The 24201-nt window shown below is 46.2% G+C and carries 17 protein-coding genes, 1 tRNA gene and 1 other RNA gene; 2 read left to right on the top strand and 17 right to left on the bottom strand.

The annotated features are described in order from the left end of the window. Nucleotides 1–55 precede the first annotated feature (55 nt). Nucleotides 56–3226 carry an alpha-mannosidase gene (locus tag NYE45_RS01025; RefSeq protein WP_340015228.1) on the top strand — a complete coding sequence of 1057 codons (3171 nt, stop codon included), beginning with the start codon at nt 56–58 and terminating at the stop codon, nt 3224–3226. A 238-nt stretch (nt 3227–3464) separates the two neighbouring features. Here NYE45_RS01025 and NYE45_RS01020 read toward each other — a convergent pair whose 3' ends face one another. From NYE45_RS01020 to NYE45_RS00940, 17 genes are all read right to left on the bottom strand, one after another. Then, entirely contained in the window at nt 3465–4319 is an 855-nt protein-coding gene (locus NYE45_RS01020; RefSeq protein WP_340015227.1) for an aldo/keto reductase, read from the bottom strand. 141 nt (nt 4320–4460) lie between these two features. After that, nucleotides 4461–6380 carry an AraC family transcriptional regulator gene (locus NYE45_RS01015; protein ID WP_340015226.1) on the bottom strand — a complete coding sequence of 640 codons (1920 nt, stop codon included), beginning with the start codon at nt 6378–6380 and terminating at the stop codon, nt 4461–4463. Nucleotides 6381–6482: 102 nt separating this feature from the next. Beyond that, nucleotides 6483–7736, bottom strand: a complete 1254-nt coding sequence (locus tag NYE45_RS01010) for a mechanosensitive ion channel domain-containing protein (protein ID WP_340015225.1) — start codon at nt 7734–7736, stop codon at nt 6483–6485. A gap of 148 nt (nt 7737–7884) precedes the next feature. Next, complete coding sequence (locus tag NYE45_RS01005) at nt 7885–8526, bottom strand: polysaccharide deacetylase family protein (protein ID WP_340015224.1); 642 nt, start codon at nt 8524–8526, stop codon at nt 7885–7887. Between the two features lie 682 nt (nt 8527–9208). After that, nucleotides 9209–9781, bottom strand: coding sequence for a zeta toxin family protein (locus tag NYE45_RS01000; RefSeq protein WP_340015223.1), 573 nt, complete (start codon nt 9779–9781; stop codon nt 9209–9211). Continuing rightward, the gene (locus NYE45_RS00995) at nt 9774–9971 is read right to left on the bottom strand and encodes a hypothetical protein (protein ID WP_340015222.1); all 198 of its coding nucleotides are present in this window, start codon (nt 9969–9971) and stop codon (nt 9774–9776) included. The genes NYE45_RS01000 and NYE45_RS00995 overlap by 8 nt, the downstream gene beginning before the upstream one ends. Nucleotides 9972–10067: 96 nt before the next feature. After that, on the bottom strand, nt 10068–10718 hold the full coding sequence (locus tag NYE45_RS00990) for a hypothetical protein (protein WP_340015221.1): 651 nt from the start codon (nt 10716–10718) through the stop codon (nt 10068–10070). Nucleotides 10719–10827: 109 nt separating this feature from the next. Next, nucleotides 10828–11192: a transfer-messenger RNA gene (gene ssrA, locus NYE45_RS00985) on the bottom strand. Between the two features lie 589 nt (nt 11193–11781). Beyond that, the gene (smpB, locus tag NYE45_RS00980; RefSeq protein ID WP_062837738.1) at nt 11782–12264 is read right to left on the bottom strand and encodes an SsrA-binding protein SmpB; all 483 of its coding nucleotides are present in this window, start codon (nt 12262–12264) and stop codon (nt 11782–11784) included. 261 nt (nt 12265–12525) lie between these two features. Then, complete coding sequence (rnr, locus tag NYE45_RS00975; RefSeq protein WP_340015220.1) at nt 12526–15321, bottom strand: ribonuclease R; 2796 nt, start codon at nt 15319–15321, stop codon at nt 12526–12528. A 555-nt stretch (nt 15322–15876) separates the two neighbouring features. Continuing rightward, nucleotides 15877–16110 (bottom strand): preprotein translocase subunit SecG, encoded by a 234-nt coding sequence (secG, locus tag NYE45_RS00970; protein ID WP_062837740.1) that lies wholly within the window; start codon nt 16108–16110, stop codon nt 15877–15879. A 211-nt stretch (nt 16111–16321) separates the two neighbouring features. Beyond that, nucleotides 16322–17608 (bottom strand): phosphopyruvate hydratase, encoded by a 1287-nt coding sequence (eno, locus tag NYE45_RS00965; protein WP_062837741.1) that lies wholly within the window; start codon nt 17606–17608, stop codon nt 16322–16324. 239 nt (nt 17609–17847) lie between these two features. Continuing rightward, nucleotides 17848–19392 (bottom strand): 2,3-bisphosphoglycerate-independent phosphoglycerate mutase, encoded by a 1545-nt coding sequence (gene gpmI, locus NYE45_RS00960; RefSeq protein ID WP_076333468.1) that lies wholly within the window; start codon nt 19390–19392, stop codon nt 17848–17850. 1 nt (nt 19393) lies between these two features. Next, on the bottom strand, nt 19394–20146 hold the full coding sequence (tpiA, locus tag NYE45_RS00955; RefSeq protein WP_036616221.1) for a triose-phosphate isomerase: 753 nt from the start codon (nt 20144–20146) through the stop codon (nt 19394–19396). Nucleotides 20147–20182: 36 nt separating this feature from the next. Then, nucleotides 20183–21364 (bottom strand): phosphoglycerate kinase, encoded by a 1182-nt coding sequence (locus NYE45_RS00950; RefSeq protein WP_310342101.1) that lies wholly within the window; start codon nt 21362–21364, stop codon nt 20183–20185. A 149-nt stretch (nt 21365–21513) separates the two neighbouring features. Continuing rightward, on the bottom strand, nt 21514–22521 hold the full coding sequence (gene gap, locus NYE45_RS00945) for a type I glyceraldehyde-3-phosphate dehydrogenase (protein WP_017691243.1): 1008 nt from the start codon (nt 22519–22521) through the stop codon (nt 21514–21516). A gap of 107 nt (nt 22522–22628) precedes the next feature. Then, nucleotides 22629–23654, bottom strand: a complete 1026-nt coding sequence (locus tag NYE45_RS00940; protein ID WP_340015219.1) for a sugar-binding domain-containing protein — start codon at nt 23652–23654, stop codon at nt 22629–22631. 427 nt (nt 23655–24081) lie between these two features. Here NYE45_RS00940 and NYE45_RS00935 point away from each other — a divergent pair. After that, a tRNA-Arg gene (locus NYE45_RS00935) sits at nt 24082–24156 on the top strand. Nucleotides 24157–24201: the final 45 nt, after the last annotated feature.

Here is a 24201-nt window from a genome sequence, read left to right as displayed (position 1 = left end):
CGTTCCATCAACGACTACAGCCTGTACTTACTACAAACCAAGGTGGGAAACCAACATGAAAATGAATTCCTTGTATACTCGGATCCATACCATTGTGAAACACTTGGAACGTGCACGACTGACCTCAAAGACATATATACCGGAGCTTTATCATAAAGAGAGTGGTTACCACTCCTGGGAACTGGTTCATGAGGACCCTTCCTCCTGGAACGTATTCCGTAAGGGTGATGGCTGGGGCGGCAAAGACGTACACAGCTGCTTCAAAACCCGGATTCGCATCCCGGATCATATGGAAGGAAAAAAAGTCGTTTGTACCATTGTCACCGGTGCTGATGATATTTGGAACTATGATAACCCGCAATTTCTGGCATTCCTCAATGGAGAATTGATCTGCGGTCTGGACGTGAACCATACGGAAATTGATCTGACACCCGCTGCGGGAAAAGGTGAAGCATTCGAACTGGCACTATATGCGTACTGTAGTACTTCGGCAGCCGATGTCTTTCTCAATGTATATGTAGCTGAGCATCATCAGCCTGTCACGGATTTATATTACGATCTTAAAGCTGCACTCGATGCCGCGGATCTACTACGTGAGGATGATCTGGAGCGACTGAAGCTGATTGAACATCTGAATCGGGCGGTAAATCTACTGGATTTGCGTCAGGAAAACAGTACTGCTTTTCATGCATCGGTGCTGGAAGCCCGTCTTTATATGCAAAATCATATCTACGGTGAAACTCGGCCTGCGGGCAACCACATTCCCACCGTTCACTGCATTGGTCATACTCATATTGATGTGGCATGGCTGTGGACACTGGATCAGACGCGGGAAAAGGTCATTCGCAGCTTCGCGAGTGTACTCTACTTGATGGACAAGTTCCCGGAATATACTTTCATGTCCTCGCAACCCCAGTTATATGCGTACCTGAAAGCAGACTACCCGTCTCTCTATGAGAAAATCAAGGAAAAGGTAGCCGAAGGCCGCTGGGAAGCGGAAGGTTCGATGTGGCTGGAAGCCGATTGCAACCTGATTTCGGGCGAATCCATGATCCGTCAGATTATCTACGGGAAACGTTTCTTCAAGGAAGAGTTTGGCGTGGAGAACCGTGTTCTCTGGCTGCCAGATGTATTTGGTTATAGTGCAGCGATGCCGCAGATTATGCGCAAGAGCGGTATTGACTATTTTATGACGACCAAAATTGCCTGGAACGATACGAACCAGATTCCGAACGACACGATGTACTGGAGAGGCATTGACGGCTCTGAGGTTTTAACGCATTTCATCACAGCCACAGACTATGACAAGCATCCCGATTTCAGGCAGCGCCGGTTCGAAACGACCTACAATGGACGATTCAATGCATCTCAAGTCAAAGGCACATGGCAGCGATACCAGAACAAAAACATCAATGCAGATGTGTTACAGTGCTACGGCTTCGGTGATGGGGGCGGCGGACCAACGGAGGAGATGCTAGAGCACGGCAGACGGCTTGAAAAAGGATTACCAGGCGTACCGGACGTGAAACGTACTTTTGTACGTGAGTTCTTCGAGAAGCTGGAGCAAAATCTGGCGGATGTTCCTTCCGTTCCACGCTGGTCGGGTGAGCTGTATCTGGAGTATCACCGGGGTACCTACACTTCTATGGCCCGTAACAAACGGTACAACCGGCATAGCGAATTTGCACTGGCCGATGCCGAGCTGTATGCCATGATTCATCGCGAGGCGGATGCACAGGCGACCCATCCAACTGATGCACTGGAGCACGCATGGAAGCTGACAATGCTGAACCAGTTCCATGATATTCTCCCTGGTAGCTCCATTGAGCAGGTGTATGTGGATTCCAAAGAGCAGTATGAAGAAGTTCTGCGTGTCACGGATGAACTGAAGAACAGCGCGCTGAACGGCATTGCGAGTCGAATTACATCTGATGGCGAAGCCATTGTGGTATTTAACACGACCGGCTTCGAGCGGACGGATGTGGTTGAACTGCCTTCTTTTGCGAAAAAAGTAACGGTCTATGACGGAGATCGTCCTGTAGCGAGCCAGCGTACTTCCGAAGGCGGACTCGTGTTTCTTGCAGAGAACGTGCCTGCATCAGGATATAAAACCTTCCGGATCACGCCGGATATGGCCGCCGAACTGGGTATTGGCGTGTCAGTTGCACAGTGGGAAGCAGATCAGCGACACATCCATACACCTTGGTATGATATTCATCTGAATGAAAGTGCCGAATTCACATCTGTATGGGACAAGCTGGAAGGCCGTGAGCTGCTTCAGTCTGGAAAGCGTGGCAACGTGCTGCAAGTATTCGAGGATCGACCTGCGGAATACGAAGCGTGGAATATTGACGATTATTATGAACAGCATATGTGGGAGATTAACGACCTGCAGTCGCTTGAGTGGGTTGAAAGCGGGCCTGTGCGTTCCGTGTTGCAAGTGAAGCGACAGTTCCTGGAATCTGTTATTGAGCAGACAATCATCTTCTATGCGCATACACGCCGGATTGATTTCCGTACATTCATAGACTGGAAGCAGGAGCACCTGTTGTTGAAAACCGCTTTCCCGCTGGATATCTGGACTGAGAAAGCGGTATATGAGATCCAGTACGGCAACGTTGAGCGCGCTACCCACCGTAATACGAGTTGGGATCAGGCACGGTTTGAAGTATGTGGACAGAAGTGGGCCGATCTGGCGGAGAACGGGTACGGCGCTGCTCTGCTGAACGACTGCAAATACGGATATGATATTCATAACTCGGTGATGCGACTGTCACTGATCAAGAGCGCAACGTACCCGAATGAAAATGCCGACAAAGAGCAGCACGTATTCACCTACGCGCTCTATCCGCATCAGGGCGACTTCCGTGAAGGACGTGTCATCCAAGCTGCTTACGATATCAACCGTCCTCTGGTTGCCCGTGAGATTGCATTGCAAACCGGCACATTGCCGGGGCTATGGTCACTCGCATCGGTCGATCAAGAGAATGTCGTGTTAGAGGTTATCAAAAAAGCCGAGAACAACGATGATATGATCATCCGAGTCTACGAAGCGCATGGCCGCCGCAGTCGGGCTTCTCTTCAACTGACTGAAGGAGCAGGTGCTAAAGCATATGCGTGTGATCTGTTGGAAAATAACGAGGCGGAATGCATCGTGGACAACGGCCGGATTTCTTTTGATATTAAACCGTACGAGATTCTAACTTTCCGGATTCCGAGAGCGTAGCGGGCACATTTACGGGTAAGTTATGTAGCCATAACCATTCATATTATGGGTGCTTCTTGTCATTACTGACAAGGGCACTCTTTTTCTTTGTTACTGTATCCTCTTTCCCTAGAAATACAAAACACCCCTGGAATAACATCGGTAGAGCCAGCGGGCTTTACCATGTTTATTCACAGGGGTTTCTGATCACAGATGATAGATTATACAGCAACCAATTTAGCCAGTGGTTACGTTGTCCTTAAAATTCTTCGTACTCACTCGGGTCCTGATCCCACAATCGTCCATCTGGACGGCTGAATGAAGAGATAAGCTCCATCTCCTGCGCAGTCAGCTCAAAGTCAAAAATATCAATATTTTCTTGCTGATGCTGAAGCGAACTTGCCTTCGGAATTGGAATAGAGCCTAGCTGGATATGCCAGCGCAAGATGATTTGGGTAGGCGTTTTCCCATGAGCTTCCGCGACGCGGAGAATTTTTTCGTCTTTGACGATATCCTGAACAGCATCATTGCCACGTCCGATTGGACTCCAGGACTCGTTCACAATGCCATGTTTCTTATCCTGTTCCCGCTGATGGGCTTGATCAAAGAACGGATGCAGCTCAATCTGATTCAGACTCGGTGCTACCCCCGTCTCTTTAATCAGGCGTTCATTGTGCTCAGGCAGGAAATTGCTCACTCCGATGGAACGGATATATCCGCGTTTTTTTGCTTCAATTAGAGCCTGCCATGCTTCCACATACACATTCTTTTTGGGATTGGGCCAGTGGATCAGGTAGAGGTCGTAATAATCCAGGTCGGCTCTGTACAGGGATTCCTGAATTGCTACGAGTGCTTTATCATGAGCGTGATAGCGCCCCGGCAGCTTCGAGGAAATCAGCAGTTCTTCTCTGGCAACGGAGCTCTGCTTGATTGCTTTGCCCACTGTTGCCTCATTCTCATAGTTATATGCCGTATCAATTAATCGATAACCCACATCCATCGCGGATGCGATCGATTTAACGCCTTCTTCACCTTTTAAACTATAGGTACCAAATCCAATTGCGGGTACTTTCAAGCCATCGTTCAATGTATATTCCGGAATGTGATGCTTCATGTGAGAACTCTCCTTTGCCAAAAGGTTGGATTTTCGTTCCGAGATTAGACTGTTAGAAATTGATCGTCCTCTCGTTATTCTACCCCTCCCAGTGAGCTTGAATCAATTTGGCATAAGAGAGACTACAAGGTATTGGACGTTCTATTCGTTATCTCCGACCAGTATATCAGCAATGATGTCCAGCTGTTGCTCTACCGAAATGGGGTCACTGAGCAGAAACTCATCAAAATCAATATTGTAGACCTTATTCGCTTTCCCTGCTGGGGATTGCTCAATCAGCTTCTGTACATCCTTGAGTTTATCCTCCGCCCCGTCATTCACAGCAAGGAATAACCGGTCACCGATAAAGTCCGGAATCACCTCAGAAGAAATTTCCCACGTCTCACCTTTGATCACGTCTGTCTCTACCTTGGCGGTTGGCTTCAACCCGAGATACTTGTAGATGATATTGCCTCCCATATTGGTATCCCCGTAAACAAAAAGTGCATCTGGACGCACGTTTAATATGGAGAACGTCTCATCGGCACTTACATAAGGGCTAATTTTCTCTTTGTACTCCGCGATTTTGGCCGTGAATTGCTCGTTCCATAACCGTGCTTCCTCTTGTTTTCCAAGAATATCACCAAACATCTCGACATCTTTAATCGGGTCGTTGTACTGCTCGACAACAATCGTTGGAGCGATCTGACTCAGTGCATCATACCCGCCTTCCACAGCCTCCGCAAATGCTGCCGTTGTAACAATCAGATCTGGCTCCAGTGACAGAATTTTCTCCGCATCTGGCGGAACACCCACATCTGAAATACCGGAAGTATCACTTATAAGTGGATTATCTAAAATAAATGTCGTTGTGCCAACCGGCTTCACCCCAAGTGCCATCAACTCACCCAAGTGATAGAAGCTGACGACTCGCTGTGGATTCACAGGAATCTCGGTTTCGCCTTTCAGATGTTTATACATCCGCGTTTCCACAGCTGCGCTGTCTGTAGTTACAGCAGTAGTCGTATCTGATGAAGCTGGCTGGGAAGCCGCTGCTCCTGGAGTACTGCTTGTCTGGCATGCACTTAGAAGCAAGGATGTACATAATAACATCATCGCTCCAAAGGCCGGTCGTGAAAATCTAAACATGGATGTGTCCCCTTCCCTAATCCGTTGATAATAAGTCTCATTCTCATTATGAAAAAAGGAGTTAGGGGTTACAATAGACGATTCTAACCCGCGTAATGGATTATACTGAACCTGGATCTTTTGATGATGTTCCGCACGAAACTGAAGTGGCGATAATCCGGTATGCTTTTTGAACAAGCGACTGAAATAATACACATCTGCATAACCTACGTTGCTCGCGATTTCCTGGATACGGGCCTCGGACTTTAGAAGGTACTGCTTTGATCTGTGAACGCGCACATGAATGAGATATTCAATGGGTCCTAGTCCAATCTGGTTTTTGAACAAACGGGATAAATAGCTGGCGCTGCAATGGTATCTCTTGGCTAGTTCCTCGGCTGTAATCGGCTCGTTATAGTGATCGTGAATATAGTGGATTGCCTCAGTGACGATGTTGGGTCTGCTGCTTTCCTTTTTGGCCAATGTCTGGATCTGTTGCCGCATGATCTCGTACACCAATGGAAGAAAGACCGACTGCGCCTGTAGCTTGTCTATGGAAGCGGGTTCTTGCCACAAACGGTTCATAGCTTCACACTTTTCCTGAACAGGGAGTACTGCATACGGAGCAAACGCATACGTCACCTGGAAGCTCTTCCGTTCCTCCGGCGATAGACACTCGGCTGTATATAAAATCAGATAACAGGCAAAGTCCTGACCCAGCGGCACAATACTCAGCTCAGCATCTGCTCCCCCATGTAATATGTAAGATGAACGGGTCTGATAGACCTCGCCCGATATGCTCACCCTAGCCTCTCCACGAGTAGTAATTAAGAAAAAGCTGGTATGCGCCACATAGTGATCAGGAACCGTTCCATGCTCCGCACGATAATACCGAATATCCAGCAATCTAACAGCAGTTCGGCTCCACCGTTCGATATGGGCTTCCCAATCCATATACGTTCCCCCTACTTCATCGTTCTTAAAATATGCCTATTATATCACAGACAAAAAGCCATCAACCCAGATGGGTTAACGGCTTATGCATTGAAAAAAAACCTAATACTCTCGTGCAAATTGCTTATCCTCTTTCAGCTGCACAATATCATGCCCGGTTGGATTCTGGAACGCACGAAGTCCAAAGGTTTGTGCAACCGCAAAAATATGGTCAAAGATATCCGCTTGCACATTCTCATACACACCCCAGTTAATATCGTTGCTGAATGCGTAGATTTCAAGAGGCAGTCCGCGATCTTCTGGTGCTAGTTGTCTCACAATCATCGTCATATCTTTATTGATTTTCGGATGATTTCTTAAATACTGATGGATATATTCCCTGAACACACCCACATTGGTGAGCTGTCTTCCGTTCACGTTGCTTTCCGTGTTCACCTGGTGCTCCATGTTGTATGCTTGAATTTCCTTCAATTTAGCTGAGACATAATCAGTCAGGTAGTGGATTTTCTCAAATTCAGCCACCATCTCTTCCGTACAAAAACGGATACTGCTGATATCAATATAGATACTCCGCTTAATCCTTCTGCCGCCGGACACCTGCATGCCTCTCCAGTTCCGGAACGAATCCGAAATGAGGGCGTAGCTTGGAATCATCGTAATGGTTTTATCAAAATTCATAACCTTTACCGTGTTCAATGTAATATCGATGACGTCGCCGTCCGCATTATATTTCGGCATTTCAATCCAGTCACCGACACGCACCATATCATTCGAAGATAGTTGAACGCCGGCCACCAGACCCAATATGGAATCCTTGAAAACCAGCATCAATACGGCCGATAACGCACCAAGTCCACTAAGAATGATCAACGGATTCTGTCCAATCATATTCGAGATGACGATAATCCCACCTATAATGAACAGGAAGATTTTAGCGACCTGAATGTAACTCTTAATTGGTCGAATCTTGGAGACTTCATAGGAACGATAGATATCATCAAATACATTGAGTAGCGCGTTGAGCACCGTGATCATGATAACGATCATGTATGTCATAGCAGCCTTTTCAATCAAAGCCTGATAGGACGGGAAAATATAAGCAGAATAATAGATGATAATCGCTGGCACGAGATGCGACAGCTTGTGGAATAATTTTTTCTCCACAATGATGTTGCCCCACTTGTACCGATTGTTACTTACAATACGATGCACCGTCTTTAGTACCACTCGCTTGGCAATCACATTCGCCAATATCGAGATCACCGCTATAAAAATCACCATAATTATATTCGAAAGATATCCAATGGATGGCTCACTCATGCCCATTCCCTCTAGTTGATTTCTAATAAAGTCCATTGTTTCCTCCTAACGCAGTCTAGTTTAGCCTATTATTATAAAGTAGATTAAGGTGGTAAGCAAAATTTGTGCTTCCGCTCCGTTCTTCCTATGCATTATATATATTAAAAAAAGACCCTTTCATTCAAAGAATGATGGGCCCACTTGATTATGTCGTCTTTATATCATTCACACGAGAAATGTCCAACAACTCACTCACCGTCACCAATCGGTACCCTTCCGTAACCAGTTCATCCACCAACACACGAACCGCCTCCACCGTCTGGGAACGATCCCCGTACCCGTCATGGAATATGAGCACGCTGCCTGGTTTCATCACAGACCGGGTATGCTCCAGAATGTGCTCAACGCCGGGATTGTCCCAATCTCTCGCATCACCGTTGACCGCACCAATCGTGCGATATCCGCGCTCCGCCGCCAAAGACAGTATATCATCATTTACTCCAAAATAGGGCGGTCGGAAGCTGCAGGCAGGTTGCCCCGTGACTTCTTGGACAAGATTTTCTGCGCGTTGCAGCTCCTCCCAGGCTTCCTCCAGCGTCAACTTGGTCAGGTTCGGATGCGTGTACGTATGGTTTGCGATCTCATGCCCTTCCCGGTGCACCTCTGCCGTAATCTCCGGGTGAGCCTCCATCTCTTGGCCAATCATGAAAAACGTCGCCCGTCCACCGACAGCGCGGAAAATCTCAAGCATTTGAGGTGTGTACACCGGATGCGGCCCATCATCAAACGTGAACGCCACAACCTTTTCCCGAACAGACTCCTGCTCTACCATCGCGATATTGACCATAAATAATGCCCCCTCTCTGCAACTGACTGGCTACATCCCCCTTATTATTCCATGTCTATACGCCGCGGTCTAGTCAAGAGATCACAACTTCACCTGCTCTCTAATCTAACCTTTGATCGCACCTGCGATCATGCTCTTCTGTCTGGAGGCATACTTATTAAAATTTGCAATGAGTCACATAAACAAGCCACTCAGTCACTAATGTTTTTTCGAGTATTCCTCAAACTAACTCCCCCTGTATCTCTTACTATTCAAAACGGCACCTGTCCAAAAGTTTAGTAGATGTAGAATTTCAGAACGAGAACATTCTAAATGCAGTAACTAGTGGTTTAATAAACCTATCATTCTTGAAGTTCAGGGGCATTAGAGCAGCAAAAGGTTGAACTGGAAACGAAGTTGTTAGAAGCCCATTAGGTAAAAGAAAAGCAGTCATTACAGAAGAATATCTGCAATAACTGCTTTCTGACTTAAGGACCACATCTCCAGACGTAATCTTCCTGAAATCAAGAAGTTCATTGGTATTTATGAAAAAAAGGTACTCGTCTACAAGGAATATGTAGACGTCACGTCATCTTTAAGCTACAAGTTGTGAATTTGAGGCGAGGGGAGTCGAACTCCTGTCCGAAGATAACGACACATAAGCTTCTACGGGTGTAGTCACCGTTTTGATGTCACCCAAGTATCAGTAATCCTTAAGAACAGGATTAGCCCAAGCAGGTATGGGTTCAACACAATAGATCAAATCACTCTGTATGATTTCCGCAACAATTAAAGGCTCGTATGTATTATCAATAATGATAACCTGATCTGCGATAGCTAGAGCCGGTTTAAGGTTCTTCAATGACTCACCATATCGATAACGAATGTCTTCTTCTGCAATCCAATGCCCACCTTGTTCAACACGTGAGGCTACACGATCTATATGCATTTGGACATCCTCAAGGCCGATATAGTATACCAAAATTTCGTAACTGTTTTCTTTTGCTATTTCCATATGTTTTAAAACAAATGATCCGGACAATGTCGTTTCAATAGCGAAGTTTTTACCACTTTTAATGAGAGATCGGATTCTTTTTACAGCTTCCCTGCCAGCAGACAGGTCAGCACTACGCGGATTCTCTGGCTTCAACTCTCTTGCAATTTGATCTGGATCAACCAGTTCACCAAGCCACTCTCTCATTTGCATGCTAAGTGTACTTTTCCCTGCTCCATTGGTACCCGCAAACACAGTCATGACTGGCCTGATTTCACTCATGATATTCAAACTCCTGGCGTTTCCCAGTAGCATCAAATATAATTTCGAATTTATTGCCTTCAGCATCCTCACGAACGCGTTTGTTGTTCTTTATATAATAAATAGAGGCACCTGATTCTTTAGCTTGTTTACGTGCATGTTGATTTGCTTTTTTTAGAATTTCTTGGAGCTGTTCTCGATTTGTAAACATTCTCAGTCCCCCTCCAGTTTTAAATTATCCCTATTATATCACAAACTGAATACCACCAATCAGAACACTGATCGTGGTGTTATATAGCTAAAATAGTTATCCATTTTTTCTTTCATCTAATCCATAAATCGTTATATTCTCTTTTCGTTTAAATTCCGCTTGTATTTCCTCATTCTTTTTCCATTTTTTAATTAGCTCTTTTGAGTAATTCCAGTAACTTTTCACTTCCTCTGCTTGAAAAACTCGATGGCCATTAATCCATATTTCAGGGCGTATCTCTTTATTATCATTTATTAAAAGAAGTGCCCTCTCAGGTGAACTACTAAGTCGATAACTTATAGTGAATCCCCTAGATCGCTTCCTTAAACTATCTACTTCTCTCCATGCTTCAAAGTTAAAATAGGTGAAATGACTTCGCTCCTCAGAATGAGTGTAACAATCGCCACACCCTTCACAAGTTAACTCAATTGCATTGTCTTTTTTATAACTTAGTCCGGCACAAATCCTAAATTTAAATGTTTGATTGCACTTATTGCATAACAAGCATTCATCGGCTACTTCTTTTAATATATTCAAAAAGTCAACAATTCTCTGCTGTGTGAAGTCTGTTCCATCATCAGCAGTCAATTTTCGTATCACTTCAGTTTGAAATTTGAATAACGAAAACAACGATCCTTCCTTGACTATTCCTCTAACTAAATTCTTATAATCTGAAATGTGTATATGGTTTTCCTTCTTAATAGTCATTAAGGTCAATGTCCTCACTCCAAATCTATTAATATAGTAATTAGTATTACCAGAATAATAGATTGATATACAAAAACAGCCACCAAATGGTGGCTGTCACTGATACTACTAATGGAGGCGAGGGGAGTCGAACCCCTGTCCGAAGATAACGACACATAAGCTTCTACGGGTGTAGTCACAGTTTTGATGTCACCCGAGTATCGCCCCGTAACCGGCTATACGTTGGGTCAGCCTGATTGTCTTCTTCAGCACACCCCAGGCGGAGATGTGACAGCGTATCCCACTACTTGTTAGCCCCTAATCCTGTCACATGGGCGATGCAGGTTAGAAGCACGCACACAGTTTCTTAGGCTGCGAAAGCGTAGTTTGTTTGTTGTTTGCCGTTTAATAGGCTTTAGCGTTGATGAAGCGGACGCGTCCCCACTACCCGCTACCCATGCTCGAACTATCCCCGTCGAATCCATAAACGCCCCCTCATATAAGAAGGGCTCCAGGATTAATCCGTGAATACGGAGCAAAGGTGCTGCACATCTTTTTCCTCCAAGGTAAAAAGATGCTTCTTTCAAACTCGGCATTCCTGTCTGCTACATGAGTAATCATAACATAGGACACATCACCGAAATAGTACAGATTGCTGGAAGACATTCCAGCGGGCTGAGCACGTGTACAAATTTATCCAATACAACAGCTCAATCGTCTACATATTATACCGCGTCACCAATCGGAAGTAAAGTTTACCCAGATCGGATCACGAACAACTGTACCTAAGTATCTTACCCACTACCCTGACAAACTACGCAACAGCTGAAAAATTAGATTCCTCACCGCACTTAGCTCCATGCTCCTAGCAATTTACTTAATCACACACAACAAAAATCACCCAACTGCATACTACAGCTATTCACATCAAATCACCATCCCCACTACAAATAAAAAAAGCCTCAATCTTGTCCATTACAGGACAAACCTTGAGACTCCTTAACTCGTACAACACTCTTCCTAGCTCCATCACAAAAACTAACTTATATACCTATAATACAGCTTTCCACGCCCAGCGCTCCACTTAACGTGCGACTTTCTGCTTCTCACGCATTGCCCGTTGAATATCACGTTGTGCATCCCGCTTGGCTGCAGTCTCGCGTTTGTCGAACTGTTTCTTACCTTTACCCAGTCCGAGCAGCAGCTTCGCATAACCGTTGCGGATATAGATCTTCAAAGGCACAATGCTGTATCCGTCCTGTTTCGACAGCCCGAGCAGCTTGTGAATTTGCACTTTATGCATCAGCAACTTGCGTGTACGTGTCGGATCGAGCGGATTATTTCGGTTTCCTTGTTCAAAAGGACTAATATGCATATTGTGAATATGAATCTCACCGTTTCGAATCGTGGCAAATGCATCACCAATATTCGCACGGCCGTTGCGAAGAGATTTGATCTCCGTTCCGGTAAGCACCATGCCCGCTTCATACGTATCTTCAATGAAGTAGTCATGGGAAGCCTTTTTATTCTGTGCGAGCACTTTACTCTGTCCATCATTCTTGCCCATGTCCTCACTCCTTCTCCGTAAAATAAGCCGGTACCATGCTCTGTAGCAGCGCACCCGATGTTGCACCAAGGTACCACGTGCCAGACCTTAATTGTAGCAAGTACGGCTGTTAAAATCAAGAAAGAGGCGACCTCTGCCGCCCCTCCTCATTACACCACTTACAGACTGTGCGAAACAACATACACCTGAAGTGACTATCTCACTAACACTTAACTTGGAGGAACTAATTGCAGTCCAGTTCTCCAAGTGACTGTAGCGTTATTATTTTTTCTTTTTCCGTACAAAAGCTGCTGTGCCGTTACCAGCTGCACCTTTGCTCTTCTTCCGCTTGCGACGTGGTGCTCCGCCTTCCTGAGCACCACCAGGAGTTGCGTTTTCTCCGATAAATACGCCGCTCGGTGAAGTGTTCTTTCTTCCACTTCCGCCTTTGCCACCTTTACCGCCGCCCTTGCCGGACTTGAAGCTTCCCTCACCGCGACCGCTGCCGCTGTTCAGGCCACTTCCTTGTCCACCGGCTGAACCACTATCCGATCCACCCGATGTAGAGCTGTAACCACCTTTACCTGAGCCAAAACCAAAGCTTACCGCGCCCTTGCCGCGGTTAGTCGATCCGCCAGCATCATTCGCACGACGCTCACCTTTCGGTTTGCCCCCGCCTTTACCCGCGTAGCCACCGGATGAGCCTGCGCCCGCTCCTGCACTCGCAGCTCCGCTACGACCGCCACGACCGCCTTTGCTGCTCTCTTCCGGTGATCTGCCACCACGGTTACCTCCAGCAGCAGATGAGCCGCCTTTGCCGCCACGCGAACCACTGAATCCACCTGGTCCACCCTTGGCACCGCCGCGTCCGCCACCGCTACCTGGACGTCCACCTTTACCGCCACGTCCGCCACCGAAGCCGCCAGGACGTTCACCGCGAGGTTTCATATCCACCATTTCAAAATCAATGGTATACTCTTCCATGCTTACACGCGCCACACGGATCTTCACTTCATCACCGATGCGGAAGACTTTCGAGGTACGTTCACCAATCAGAGCCATGTGCTGATCGTCAAAATGGTAATAGTCGTCCGTGAGGGCGCTCAGGCGAATCAGACCTTCAACCGTGTTCTCCAGTTCAATGAACATACCGAAGCTGGTCACACTGCTGATCATGCCTTCGAACTCTTCGCCTACTTTATCGAGCATATACTCAGCTTTCTTCATCTTCTCTGTATCCCGTTCAGCTTCTACCGCTACACGCTCACGTTCCGAAGACTGCTGCGCAATATCGGACATCCGTGCTGCCAAATACTCCTGACGGTTCTCTGGCAAAGCACCATTATTCTCAATCACTTCGCGGATTACCCGGTGAATGACGAGATCGGGATAACGACGAATTGGAGACGTAAAGTGACTATAAAATTCTGCTGCCAGACCAAAGTGACCCGACATTTCGGAATCATATTTCGCCTGTTTCATGGAACGCAGCATCATCGTACTGATCACGGTTTGTTCTTTCGTTTCTTTGATATCCTCAAGCAACGATTGAAGTGCACGTGGATGAATCGCGTTGCCACGTCCTTTGACTTGGTGTCCGAAATTCGCCGCAAAGGCGAGGAAATTTTGCAGTTTTTCCTGGTCTGGATCTTCGTGCACACGATAGATAAACGGAACCTTCAACCAGTGGAAATGCTCTGCCACTGTTTCGTTCGCTGCCAACATGAACTCCTCGATGATTTGCTCCGCAATCGAACGCTCCCGTTTCACGATATCCACCGGTTTGCATTCTGCATCCACAATGATTTTGGATTCTTCAAAATCAAAGTCAACCGCACCACGGCGCATACGCATAGCACGCAGCTTCAAGGCGATCTCTTTCATCAGATGGAAATCATCCACCAGATCCTTATAACGCTCGAGCAATTCTGGCTCTTCACCTTCAAGGATTTTGCGAACGTTGGAATACGTCATCCGCTCTTTGGTTTTGATTACACTCGTGAAAATGTCATGCTTCACAACCTTCATCTGGTCGTTAAACTCCATCTCACAAGACAAAGTCAAACGGTCTACCTGTGGGTTCAAACTACAGATCCCGTTGGACAGACGCTGTGGCAACATTGGAATAACCCGGTCTACCAAATACACACTGCATCCGCGGTTATAAGCTTCCTGATCCAGCTTGGAATTCTCCTGCACATAATAGCCAACGTCGGCAATATGAACACCCAGACGATAGTTCCCGTTAGGCAGCTTCTCTACGTTAACAGCGTCATCCAGATCCTTGGCATCTTCGCCATCAATCGTAACAATGTTAAGTCCACGCAGATCACGGCGCCCCTGTTGTACAATCTCTTCATCCGTGATGGAGTCTGGTGCTTTCTCCGCCTCTTCTACCACTTCATCCGGGAAAGCTTCAGGCAGCTGATGCTTGCGGATGACGGACAAAATATCAATACCCGGCTCATCCTTATGACCGAGAATCTCGATTACTTCACCCTCAGCTGCAGCACGGCCCTCTGGGTAGCTAACGATCTTTGCTACGACCTTCTGCCCATCAACAGCCCCTGCAAAGTTAGTACGTGGGATGAAAATATCGCGATTAATCCGTTTGTCATCCGGAATGACGAAGCCGTACACCTCATGGCTCTGGAACACACCAACCACTTGTGTCACAGCACGAGTAACAATACGAACGATCTCACCTTCCAGGCGGCCGCCAGAAGGTCCTTGAGACGTAACTTTAACCAATACCGTGTCACCATTCATCGCACTCTTCATATCATTGGCGTGAATATACACATCCGGGTGCTCCCGATCCTCAGGAATAAGGAAAGCAAACCCTTTGGCGTGAGCTTGTAAACGTCCGCGTACCAAATCCATTCGCTCTGGCATGCCATAGCGATTGTTACGTGTCAGCAAAACTTTACCGGATTCCTCCAGCGTATTAAGCATAATCAAAAAGGCTTTGAAATCAGCTGCATCTTCGATCCCGAAGTGCTGTTCCAACTCCTGATAAGTCATCGGTTTATAAGCGGTTTCCCGCATGAAGTCGAGCAATTGTTGTTCTGTTATCATTAATATATTCACCTCGGGAAACATAAAAGTGTAATCGGGTCTCATCTCTTTATGTATCGGAATCCATACCATTTTCATGCAGTACAATGTCACTGTCGTGTAGAGTGTAGTAATGCAACCATACTATCTCATACCCTAGTATACACGAATTCAATCCGGCCCATCCGTACCTCGCAAAAAAACCGCAGTTGCCGGGCGCTCCTCTAAAATCACGCTTTCACGTATCTCTACAGACATTTTATGCGATACAAGTGCTGTACGCATCTGTAAAACGACCACATCCTGAAATTTTCTGTACACATGACATTCATTATAAGGAGTAAGTTCGCGTAACGAATAAGCGAGGGATATACCATACATGATAGGGGTGTGTTGCACACTAAGGAAGGAAAACCGAACAGAAGTGAGAAGAAGACCGAAATCATGGAGTCTATATATCGTTGGAAAAGTTTGGACGCGTAAGAATTTATTAAAAAACCCCCGTTTCTCCACGAAACGAAGGTTCATCAATGAAGCCATTAGCTTAAGCTATTCATTGCTCAGCATTTCCAAGTCTTACTTGGAAACAACCGTAACAATAATAGACAAAATCATAAATCCTGCACCCAGTACCACCGTTGCACGTTGCAGGAAGAGATCCAATCCGCGCGCTTTCGTTTTACCGAAAAGATGTTCCGCACCACCGGAGATGGCACCCGCCAAACCAGCGCTTTTCCCGTGCTGCAGCAATACTACAGTGATTAGACCGATCGAGAAGACAACGAGCAGCAATTTCAAAGCAATATCCATTCTTTCCACCTCCTACCCATGTGGGCATAACATCTCACCATAAAAACAGTTACTTTAATTGTAACATAGCTATTGTTGTGATACAAGTAGTGCAGTTCATACAATACCCTAAATTTCACCATCTACTTGATCCGTAGTGTACACATTGCTATGTACCAATAAAAAAGACAAGCCGGTTACCCGGCTTGCCCGTAAAAGCTGGCTATCCAGCTTATTTTTTAAGGTTGTAGAATCCTTTAAGACCATTGTATTGAGCCAATTCACCCAGTTGATCTTCAATGCGAAGCAATTGGTTGTATTTCGCAATACGGTCTGTACGGGAAGGAGCACCCGTTTTGATTTGACCCGCGTTAGTTGCAACAGCGATGTCAGCGATTGTGCTGTCTTCGGACTCACCGGAACGGTGGGAGATTACAGCTGTGTATCCTGCACGTTTAGCCATTTCGATTGCATCGAATGTTTCAGTCAATGTACCGATTTGGTTAACTTTGATCAGGATGGAGTTACCAATACCTTCGTCGATACCTCTACCCAGACGCTCAGTGTTCGTTACGAACAGGTCATCACCAACGAGTTGTACTTTGTCTCCCAATTTCTCAGTGAGCAATTTCCAACCATCCCAGTCATCTTCGGACATACCGTCTTCGATTGTGATGATTGGGTATTTCTCAACCCATGAAGCCAGAAGGTCAACATACTCAGCGGAAGTGTAAGATTTACCTTCGCCAGCAAGTGTGTACTTACCATCTTTGTAGAACTCAGTGGAAGCAACGTCCATACCCAGGAATACGTCAACGCCTGGTTTGTAACCTGCTTTTTCAATAGCTTCGATGATTGTAGTGATTGCTTCTTCGTTCGAACCAAGGTTCGGTGCAAAACCACCTTCGTCACCTACAGCTGTGTTCAAGCCTTTTGAGCTCAATACGGATTTCAGGTTGTGGAAGATTTCCGCACCTACGCGAAGAGCTTCTTTGAAGCTTGGTGCTCCAACTGGAAGAACCATGAACTCTTGAACGTCGATGTTGTTGTCAGCATGCTCACCACCGTTGATGATGTTCATCATTGGTACTGGCAGTGCTTTAGCATTGAATCCGCCCAGGTAAACGTACAATGGCAGGTCCAGAGCGTCAGCAGCTGCGCGAGCTACTGCCATGGATACAGCCAAGATTGCGTTAGCACCCAGTTTACCTTTGTTTGGCGTACCATCCAAAGTAATCATCAATTTGTCGATACCCAGTTGATCCAATGCATCCATACCGATAACTTCTGGAGCGATTGTTTCGTTTACGTTTTTAACAGCTTGCAGAACGCCTTTACCGAGGTAACGGGATTTGTCGCCATCGCGAAGCTCAACTGCTTCGTGGGCACCAGTGGATGCACCGGATGGAACGATTGCGCGGCCGATTGCGCCGGACTCCAGGTATACTTCAACTTCTACTGTAGGGTTACCGCGGGAGTCGAGGACTTCGCGAGCGTACACGTCAGAAATAATAGTCATTTGTGATAATCTCCTTTATAGTTGGGATTTAATTTTGGGACCAACTTGTGTTTGCCCTTATTTCACTACGTCAGCAGAATCTTCTTCTGATCGCTGTTATCCCCTGATTTCTTTGAACTTATCGTCATAAGTTGAAATCATGTGATAAAGTCGAGCGCTTCGCTTCTTCAGACTATTTCTGCTGCCTTCGTTCAATGTGCAAACGCCAAACCGCCCAATTATATATGTTGTTGTACAACTTACTTACGGGTAGCGATAACAGATGTACCTGTCATTTCTTCCGGTTTAGGCAATTGCATCAGGTCAAGGATCGTTGGCGCGATATCCGCCAGGATTCCGCCTTCACGCAGGGTTACATTTGCATCAGTAACGATGAATGGAACCGGGTTCGTTGTATGAGCTGTGAACGGACGTCCTTGCTCATCGAACACCATATCCGCGTTACCATGATCCGCCGTGATCAGTACAACGCCGCCTTTGGCAAGTACTGCATCCACAACACGTCCCATGCACTCATCTGTTACTTCAACCGCTTTAATGGTAGGCTCCAGCATGCCGGAGTGTCCAACCATGTCAGGGTTAGCAAAGTTCAGAATGATGGCGTCATGTTTGTCTGCTTCGATCTCGCGAACACATGCATCAGCCACTTCATACGCGCTCATCTCCGGTTGCAGGTCATACGTTGCAACTTTTGGTGAGTTGATCAGTACGCGAGTTTCGCCCGGAAGCTCCACATCACGACCGCCGCTGAAGAAGAAGGTAACGTGCGGGTATTTCTCCGTTTCTGCAATACGCAGTTGTTTTTTATTGTTCTGTACAAGAACTTCACCCAGCGTGTTGTCGAGGTTCTTCGGCGAATAAGCCACATAACCTTCAACCGTCTCACTGAATAAAGTCAAGCAAACAAAGTGCAAGCCCACTGGGAACTTCGGACCACGATCGAAACCGCGGAAATCCTGGTTTGTGAATACTTGCGACAACTGGATCGCACGGTCAGGACGGAAGTTGAGGAAGATAACGGAATCGCCGCTCTCTACCAAACCTACCGGCTCACCATCCGCTTTGACGATAACCGTTGGTTCAACGAATTCATCAAATACGGATTTCTCATACGATTCTTCAACCGCTTTGAGTGGGTCAGTGTATTTTGGTCCATCTCCATAAACGATAGCGCGGTATGATTTCTCAACCCGTTCCCAACGTTTGTCACGGTCCATCGCGTAATAGCGACCTTGAACCGTTGCGATTTTACCTACACCAACTTCTTCAATCTTAGCGATCAGTTTCTGCATGAAGTCTTTACCACTGTCTGGCATAACATCACGGCCATCCATGAAAGCATGAATATACACATCATTCATTCCTTCTTTTTTGGCCAGATCCAGCATAGCAAACAGGTGGTCGATGTGACTATGTACGCCGCCATCGGACAACAAGCCGTAGAGATGAAGCTTTTTGCCGCTTTGTTTCGCTTCGCGAACAGCTTTGACAAGTGTTTCATTGTCGTAGAACTCGCCGTCACGAATGGATTTGGAGATACGGGTCAAATCCTGGTATACGATCCGGCCGGCACCAATGTTCAGGTGACCTACCTCGGAATTTCCCATTTGCCCTTCTGGCAAACCTACAGCTTCACCGCAAGCAGTGAGTGTTGTATGTGGGAATTGGCTCATGAAACGGTCGTAGTTCGGTTTCTTGGCTTGCGCTACCGCATTGCCTTCCACCGTGTTACGCAGACCAAAGCCATCCATGATGATCAGTGCTACAGGTTTTGGAGCTGTCATCTTACTTCGCCCCCTCAACAAGCGCGATGAACGAAGCCGGCTGCAAGCTGGCACCGCCAACAAGTGCGCCGTCGATGTCGCTTTGTCCGAGGTATTCTGTTACGTTCTCCGGTTTAACACTGCCGCCGTATTGAATACGAACTGCATTCGCAACCGTCTCGTTGTACAGATCCTTCACCAGCGTACGGATGTAAGCAATAACTTCATTCGCATCTTGGGAAGTGGAGGATTTGCCTGTACCAATCGCCCAGATTGGCTCATAAGCGATAACGACTTGTGCCGCTTGCTCAGCAGACAGACCTGCAAAAGCAGCTACTGTTTGCACTTTGCATACGTCTTTTGTTTGGTTCGCTTCACGCTCTTCAAGCGTCTCACCCAGGCAGAAGATTGGAGTCAATCCGTGACGGAATGCTGCATGCAACTTTTTATTGACAGTCTCATCGGTTTCCGCAAAATATTGACGGCGCTCCGAGTGACCAATAATGACATAATCTACACCCAGGTCTTTCAGCATCACGCCGCTGATTTCACCTGTGAATGCACCGTTGTCTTCAAAGTGAAGATTTTGTGCACCAATTTTGATGTTTGTGCCTTTAACGGCTTCTACCAGGGATGGCAGATTTGTAAACGGTGCGCAGATTACAGTTTCCACGCCTTCAACTTCCGCTTTTCCTTTAACTTCCTGAATGAAGTCATTGGATTCGGAAACCGTTTTGAACATTTTCCAGTTACCTGCGATAATCGGTGTTCTCATGGGTTTCAACTCCTTCATGCTATAGACTACTAAAACTTACTTGTCGTTCAATGCCACTACGCCTGGAAGTACTTTACCTTCCATGAACTCGAGCGATGCACCGCCACCTGTAGAGATGTGGTTCATTTTATCAGCCAATTTGAACTTCTCAGCTGCTGCTGCGGAGTCACCGCCACCAATTACAGTGTAAGCTTCTGTCTCAGCGCAAGCTTCTGCTACTGCACGAGTACCGTGGGAGAATGGCTCGATTTCAAATACGCCCATTGGTCCGTTCCATACAACCAATTTGGAGTTTTTGATTACGTCAGCATAGATCTCACGTGTTTTAGGACCGATGTCGATACCTTCCCAATCTGCTGGGATACCATCGATGTCAACGATTTGTGTGTTTGCTTTCGCACTGAAATCGTCAGACACTACGATATCTACCGGCAGGTAGAAGTTTTTGCCCAGTTTTTTCGCTTTTTCGATAAAACCGAGAGCAACATCAAGTTTGGATTCATCCAGCAAGGATTGTCCAATTTCATGTCCTTGTGCTTTGAAGAACGTGTAAGTCAGACCTCCACCGATGATCACGTTGTCTGCAATGTTCAGCAGGTTGTCGATTACATCGATTTTGTCCTTAACTTTGGATCCACCAATGATAGCTGTGAAAGGACGCTCAGGGTTGGAGATTGCTTTACCCAACACTTCAAGTTCTTTCTCCATCAACAAACCGGACACTGCTGGAAGCAAGTGAGCGATTCCTTCAGTCGAAGCGTGTGCTCTGTGAGCCGCGCCAAACGCATCGTTAACGAAAACGTCAGCCAGTTCAGCAAATTGTTTTGCGAGTTCCGGATCATTTTTCTCTTCGCCTGCGTGGAAACGAACGTTTTCAAGCAACAATACGTCGCCGTTGTTCAGTTCAGCGATTTGAGCTTTAACAGCGTCACCAACAGAATCGTCAGCTTTAACAACTGTTTTACCAAGCAATTCAGACAAACGCTCAGCTGCTGGAGTCAAACGCAAGGATTCAACCACTTCGCCGTTAGGACGACCCATGTGGCTTGCCAAAATGACTTTAGCGCCTTTTTCAATCAAGAAGTTGATTGTAGGAAGCGTTGCACGAATACGTTTGTCATCTGTAATTTTACCATCTTCGAGCGGCACATTGAAATCTACACGGACAAAAGCCCGTTTTCCTGTCAATTCGATATCGCGTACACTTTTTTTGTTCATCTGTATTTCCTCCGCACCCATGTATTTGGTGGACCAATCAAGAGCTGAAATCCCTTGTCAATCCTGGTGTTTTTGAGAAATTTGCAAAATGTAGATATATAAAGAGCGGAAACAATAGCATCTGTTTCCGCTCTATGTTATTGCAGATATTACTTAATCATTTTTGCAAAGTGCTCCAAAGTGCGAACCAATTGTGCAGTGTAGGACATTTCGTTGTCATACCAAGCTACAGTTTTAACCAATTGTTGGTCGCCAACAGTCAGAACTTTAGTTTGAGTTGCATCAAACAGGGATCCGAAAGTGATTCCTTGGATATCGGAAGATACGATTTCGTCTTCTGTGTATCCGAAAGTTTCTGGATCGGAAGCTTCTTGCATAGCTGCGTTAACTTCTTCAGCAGTTACTTTTTTGTTCAGAACAGTTACGAGCTCAGTCAGGGAACCAGTAGCTACTGGTACACGTTGAGCTGCACCATCAAGGATGCCTTGCAGTTCTGGGATTACCAGACCGATTGCTTTAGCAGCACCAGTTGTGTTAGGGATGATGTTTTCAGCTGCTGCGCGAGCACGACGGAAGTCACCTTTAGGGTGTGGAGCATCCAACGTGTTTTGGTCGCCAGTGTAAGCGTGAATTGTAGTCATCAAACCTTGAACGATTCCGAATTTGTCTTGCAGCGTTTTTGCCATAGGTGCCAGGCAGTTCGTTGTGCAAGATGCGCCGGAAATTACAGTTTCAGTACCGTCGAGGATTTCATGGTTTACGTTGTAAACGATGGTTTTCATGTCGCCAGTAGCTGGTGCGGAAATAACAACTTTCTTAGCTCCGCCTTTCAAGTGTTTCTCAGCTGCTTCTTTAGTTGTGAAGAAACCAGTACATTCCAGAACGATATCTACGCCCAGGTCGCCCCAAGGAAGTTCTTCTGGATTACGGTTAGCCAATACTTTAACTTCTTTGCCGTTCACTTTGAAGAAGCCATCGTGTACTTCAACATCGCCATCGAAGCGACCTTGAGTTGTATCATATTTGAGCAAATGAGCCAGCATTTTAGCGTCAGTCAAGTCGTTGATTGCTACTACCTCGATGCCTGCTACATTTTGAATACGGCGGAATGCCAAGCGTCCAATACGTCCAAAACCGTTAATACCTACTTTAATCATGAGTAAGTTCCTCCCAAGTTTTGATTAATTTTTTTATGAAACTTATATATTCAAGACAGACGGTGAAGTCCGTCAAGACAACAATGGTTGTGTTAAAAAGTAAACTCTTATTCCATTTCGGCTACGATGACTTCGGCAGCAGCCTCATCAATAATCAGAATATCTTCCTGACCAAATCGTAGCACGGAGTGTATGGCAGCAGCTTTGCTTTTGCCACCTGCAATTCCGATCACGACATCGGTTCGTTCAATATCCTGAAGTCGCATTCCCAGTGTAAGCATGGTATGAACCACATCACCCTGATCATTAAAGTAATAACCGAAAGACTCAGATACGGCCCCTTGCTCTTGGAGTTCATCTATAATCTCCGTCGCAAGTTTACGTCTTGTCGCCATCTCCACGGCATCACCAATTCCATGAATAACAATCCGCGATTTCCGAATCAGCTCCAGAATTTCCTGAACACTGGGGTCCTGGATTAATGATTCATAAGCATGGTCACTAAGCAAATCCGGTACATGCAGGAGTTTGTATTGCGCTCCTACCCGTTTTGCCATTGTGGATGCGATCGTATTTGCCTGAATTTCAAGGCTTTCTCCAAGTCCACCGCGTGCCGGTACGAACCAGACACCTTTGAGCGATGTTGGCGGAGTCAGCTGCTCTGCGACTTCGGCCGTTGTTGATCCGCCAGTAACGGCGACAACGTCGTTGTCACTCATGATATTGCCGAGAGCCTTCGCTCCGGCTCTGCCCAGTTCCCTTTTGGCAAATGGAGAAACATCCGAATCGCCAGGAACCACAACTACCTTTTGCAGACCGTAGGCTTGCTTGATGCGCTCTTCCAGCTCGGATAATCCGAACAACTCTTTGGCAACGGGCTCTAACTGCTGCAGCAAATCATACCCTGCCTCGCTGATCTTCATTCCTGCACTGTCAATTTCAATAAGTCCCTGAGCCTTTAACAGATCGGTCTCAGCCCTCAGAACCCGCTCGGTCATCTGCATGGAATTAGCTAACGTTCTCCGTCCGATCACATCCGATAACATGATCTGTTGCAGAATCGTATACCTCTTTTTCAAGATATCCATGAGATCAGGCAGAAGCTGCTTTTGTACTTCTAAAATCGTTCGCATGCTTTCCACTCCCGCAAGTTCTCGTTCCAAGCTCTCTTTCGTGGCCCTAAAACGTCCCGGGTTAACTTTTTAAGTCCCACGTCTATTCTACCTAAAACTGACGTGACATGCAAGTGTTTCAATGTCTTATTTCGACACGCTTCCAGCGTTTGTACGCGCCTATTTTCACAATCCTGGACTTCCATGATTGATGATTACCTCGCGCATACCATATATAGAAGAAACAAATTATTTCTATCTACATATCGCTCAGAAACACATTTCATATGGCATGTCCAAAACCTCTAATAGCATTTACTTAAATGCACTCTTTATCCACTCTTCTTCATCATGATCATTTTTAGCTCAATCCAAACCAACATGCATAACGAACTGCTTGCAATTAAATATTTCATGAGCTATAATCATTATTGCTGTCACATAATGTGCGCCCGTGGTCCAATGGATATGACGTAGGCCTCCGAAGCCTGAGATCCAAGTTCGATTCTTGGCGGGCGCGCCATTTTTATTTAACAGCTCATAACCCTTTTAACCAATGAAACCGGAA

It is taken from the genome of Paenibacillus sp. FSL K6-1318, assembly GCF_037976905.1.
GTDB classification, from domain to species: Bacteria; Bacillota; Bacilli; order Paenibacillales; family Paenibacillaceae; genus Paenibacillus; species Paenibacillus amylolyticus_A.
The sequence above is the reverse complement of the archived record's forward strand: the minus strand, read 5'-3'. Positions and strand labels throughout refer to the sequence as shown.

Bases quoted from the DNA above. Each gene is read 5' to 3' on its own strand.
- NYE45_RS00940 (WP_340015219.1), bottom strand. From the start codon at position 23,654: ATGCGAACGATTTTAGAAGTACAAAAGCAGCTTCTGCCTGATCTCATG.
- NYE45_RS00950 (WP_310342101.1), bottom strand. From the start codon at position 21,364: ATGAACAAAAAAAGTGTACGCGATATCGAATTGACAGGAAAACGGGCT.
- smpB (WP_062837738.1), bottom strand. From the start codon at position 12,264: ATGGGCAAGAATGATGGACAGAGTAAAGTGCTCGCACAGAATAAAAAG.
- secG (WP_062837740.1), bottom strand. From the start codon at position 16,110: ATGGATATTGCTTTGAAATTGCTGCTCGTTGTCTTCTCGATCGGTCTA.
- NYE45_RS01010 (WP_340015225.1), bottom strand. From the start codon at position 7,736: ATGGACTTTATTAGAAATCAACTAGAGGGAATGGGCATGAGTGAGCCA.
- NYE45_RS00995 (WP_340015222.1), bottom strand. From the start codon at position 9,971: ATGTTTACAAATCGAGAACAGCTCCAAGAAATTCTAAAAAAAGCAAAT.
- gap (WP_017691243.1), bottom strand. From the start codon at position 22,521: ATGATTAAAGTAGGTATTAACGGTTTTGGACGTATTGGACGCTTGGCA.
- NYE45_RS01005 (WP_340015224.1), bottom strand. From the start codon at position 8,526: ATGGTCAATATCGCGATGGTAGAGCAGGAGTCTGTTCGGGAAAAGGTT.
- eno (WP_062837741.1), bottom strand. From the start codon at position 17,608: ATGACTATTATTTCTGACGTGTACGCTCGCGAAGTCCTCGACTCCCGC.
- gpmI (WP_076333468.1), bottom strand. From the start codon at position 19,392: ATGACAGCTCCAAAACCTGTAGCACTGATCATCATGGATGGCTTTGGT.
- NYE45_RS01015 (WP_340015226.1), bottom strand. From the start codon at position 6,380: ATGGATTGGGAAGCCCATATCGAACGGTGGAGCCGAACTGCTGTTAGA.
- NYE45_RS01025 (WP_340015228.1), top strand. From the start codon at position 56: ATGAAAATGAATTCCTTGTATACTCGGATCCATACCATTGTGAAACAC.
- tpiA (WP_036616221.1), bottom strand. From the start codon at position 20,146: ATGAGAACACCGATTATCGCAGGTAACTGGAAAATGTTCAAAACGGTT.
- NYE45_RS00990 (WP_340015221.1), bottom strand. From the start codon at position 10,718: ATGACTATTAAGAAGGAAAACCATATACACATTTCAGATTATAAGAAT.
- NYE45_RS01000 (WP_340015223.1), bottom strand. From the start codon at position 9,781: ATGAGTGAAATCAGGCCAGTCATGACTGTGTTTGCGGGTACCAATGGA.
- NYE45_RS01020 (WP_340015227.1), bottom strand. From the start codon at position 4,319: ATGAAGCATCACATTCCGGAATATACATTGAACGATGGCTTGAAAGTA.
- rnr (WP_340015220.1), bottom strand. From the start codon at position 15,321: ATGATAACAGAACAACAATTGCTCGACTTCATGCGGGAAACCGCTTAT.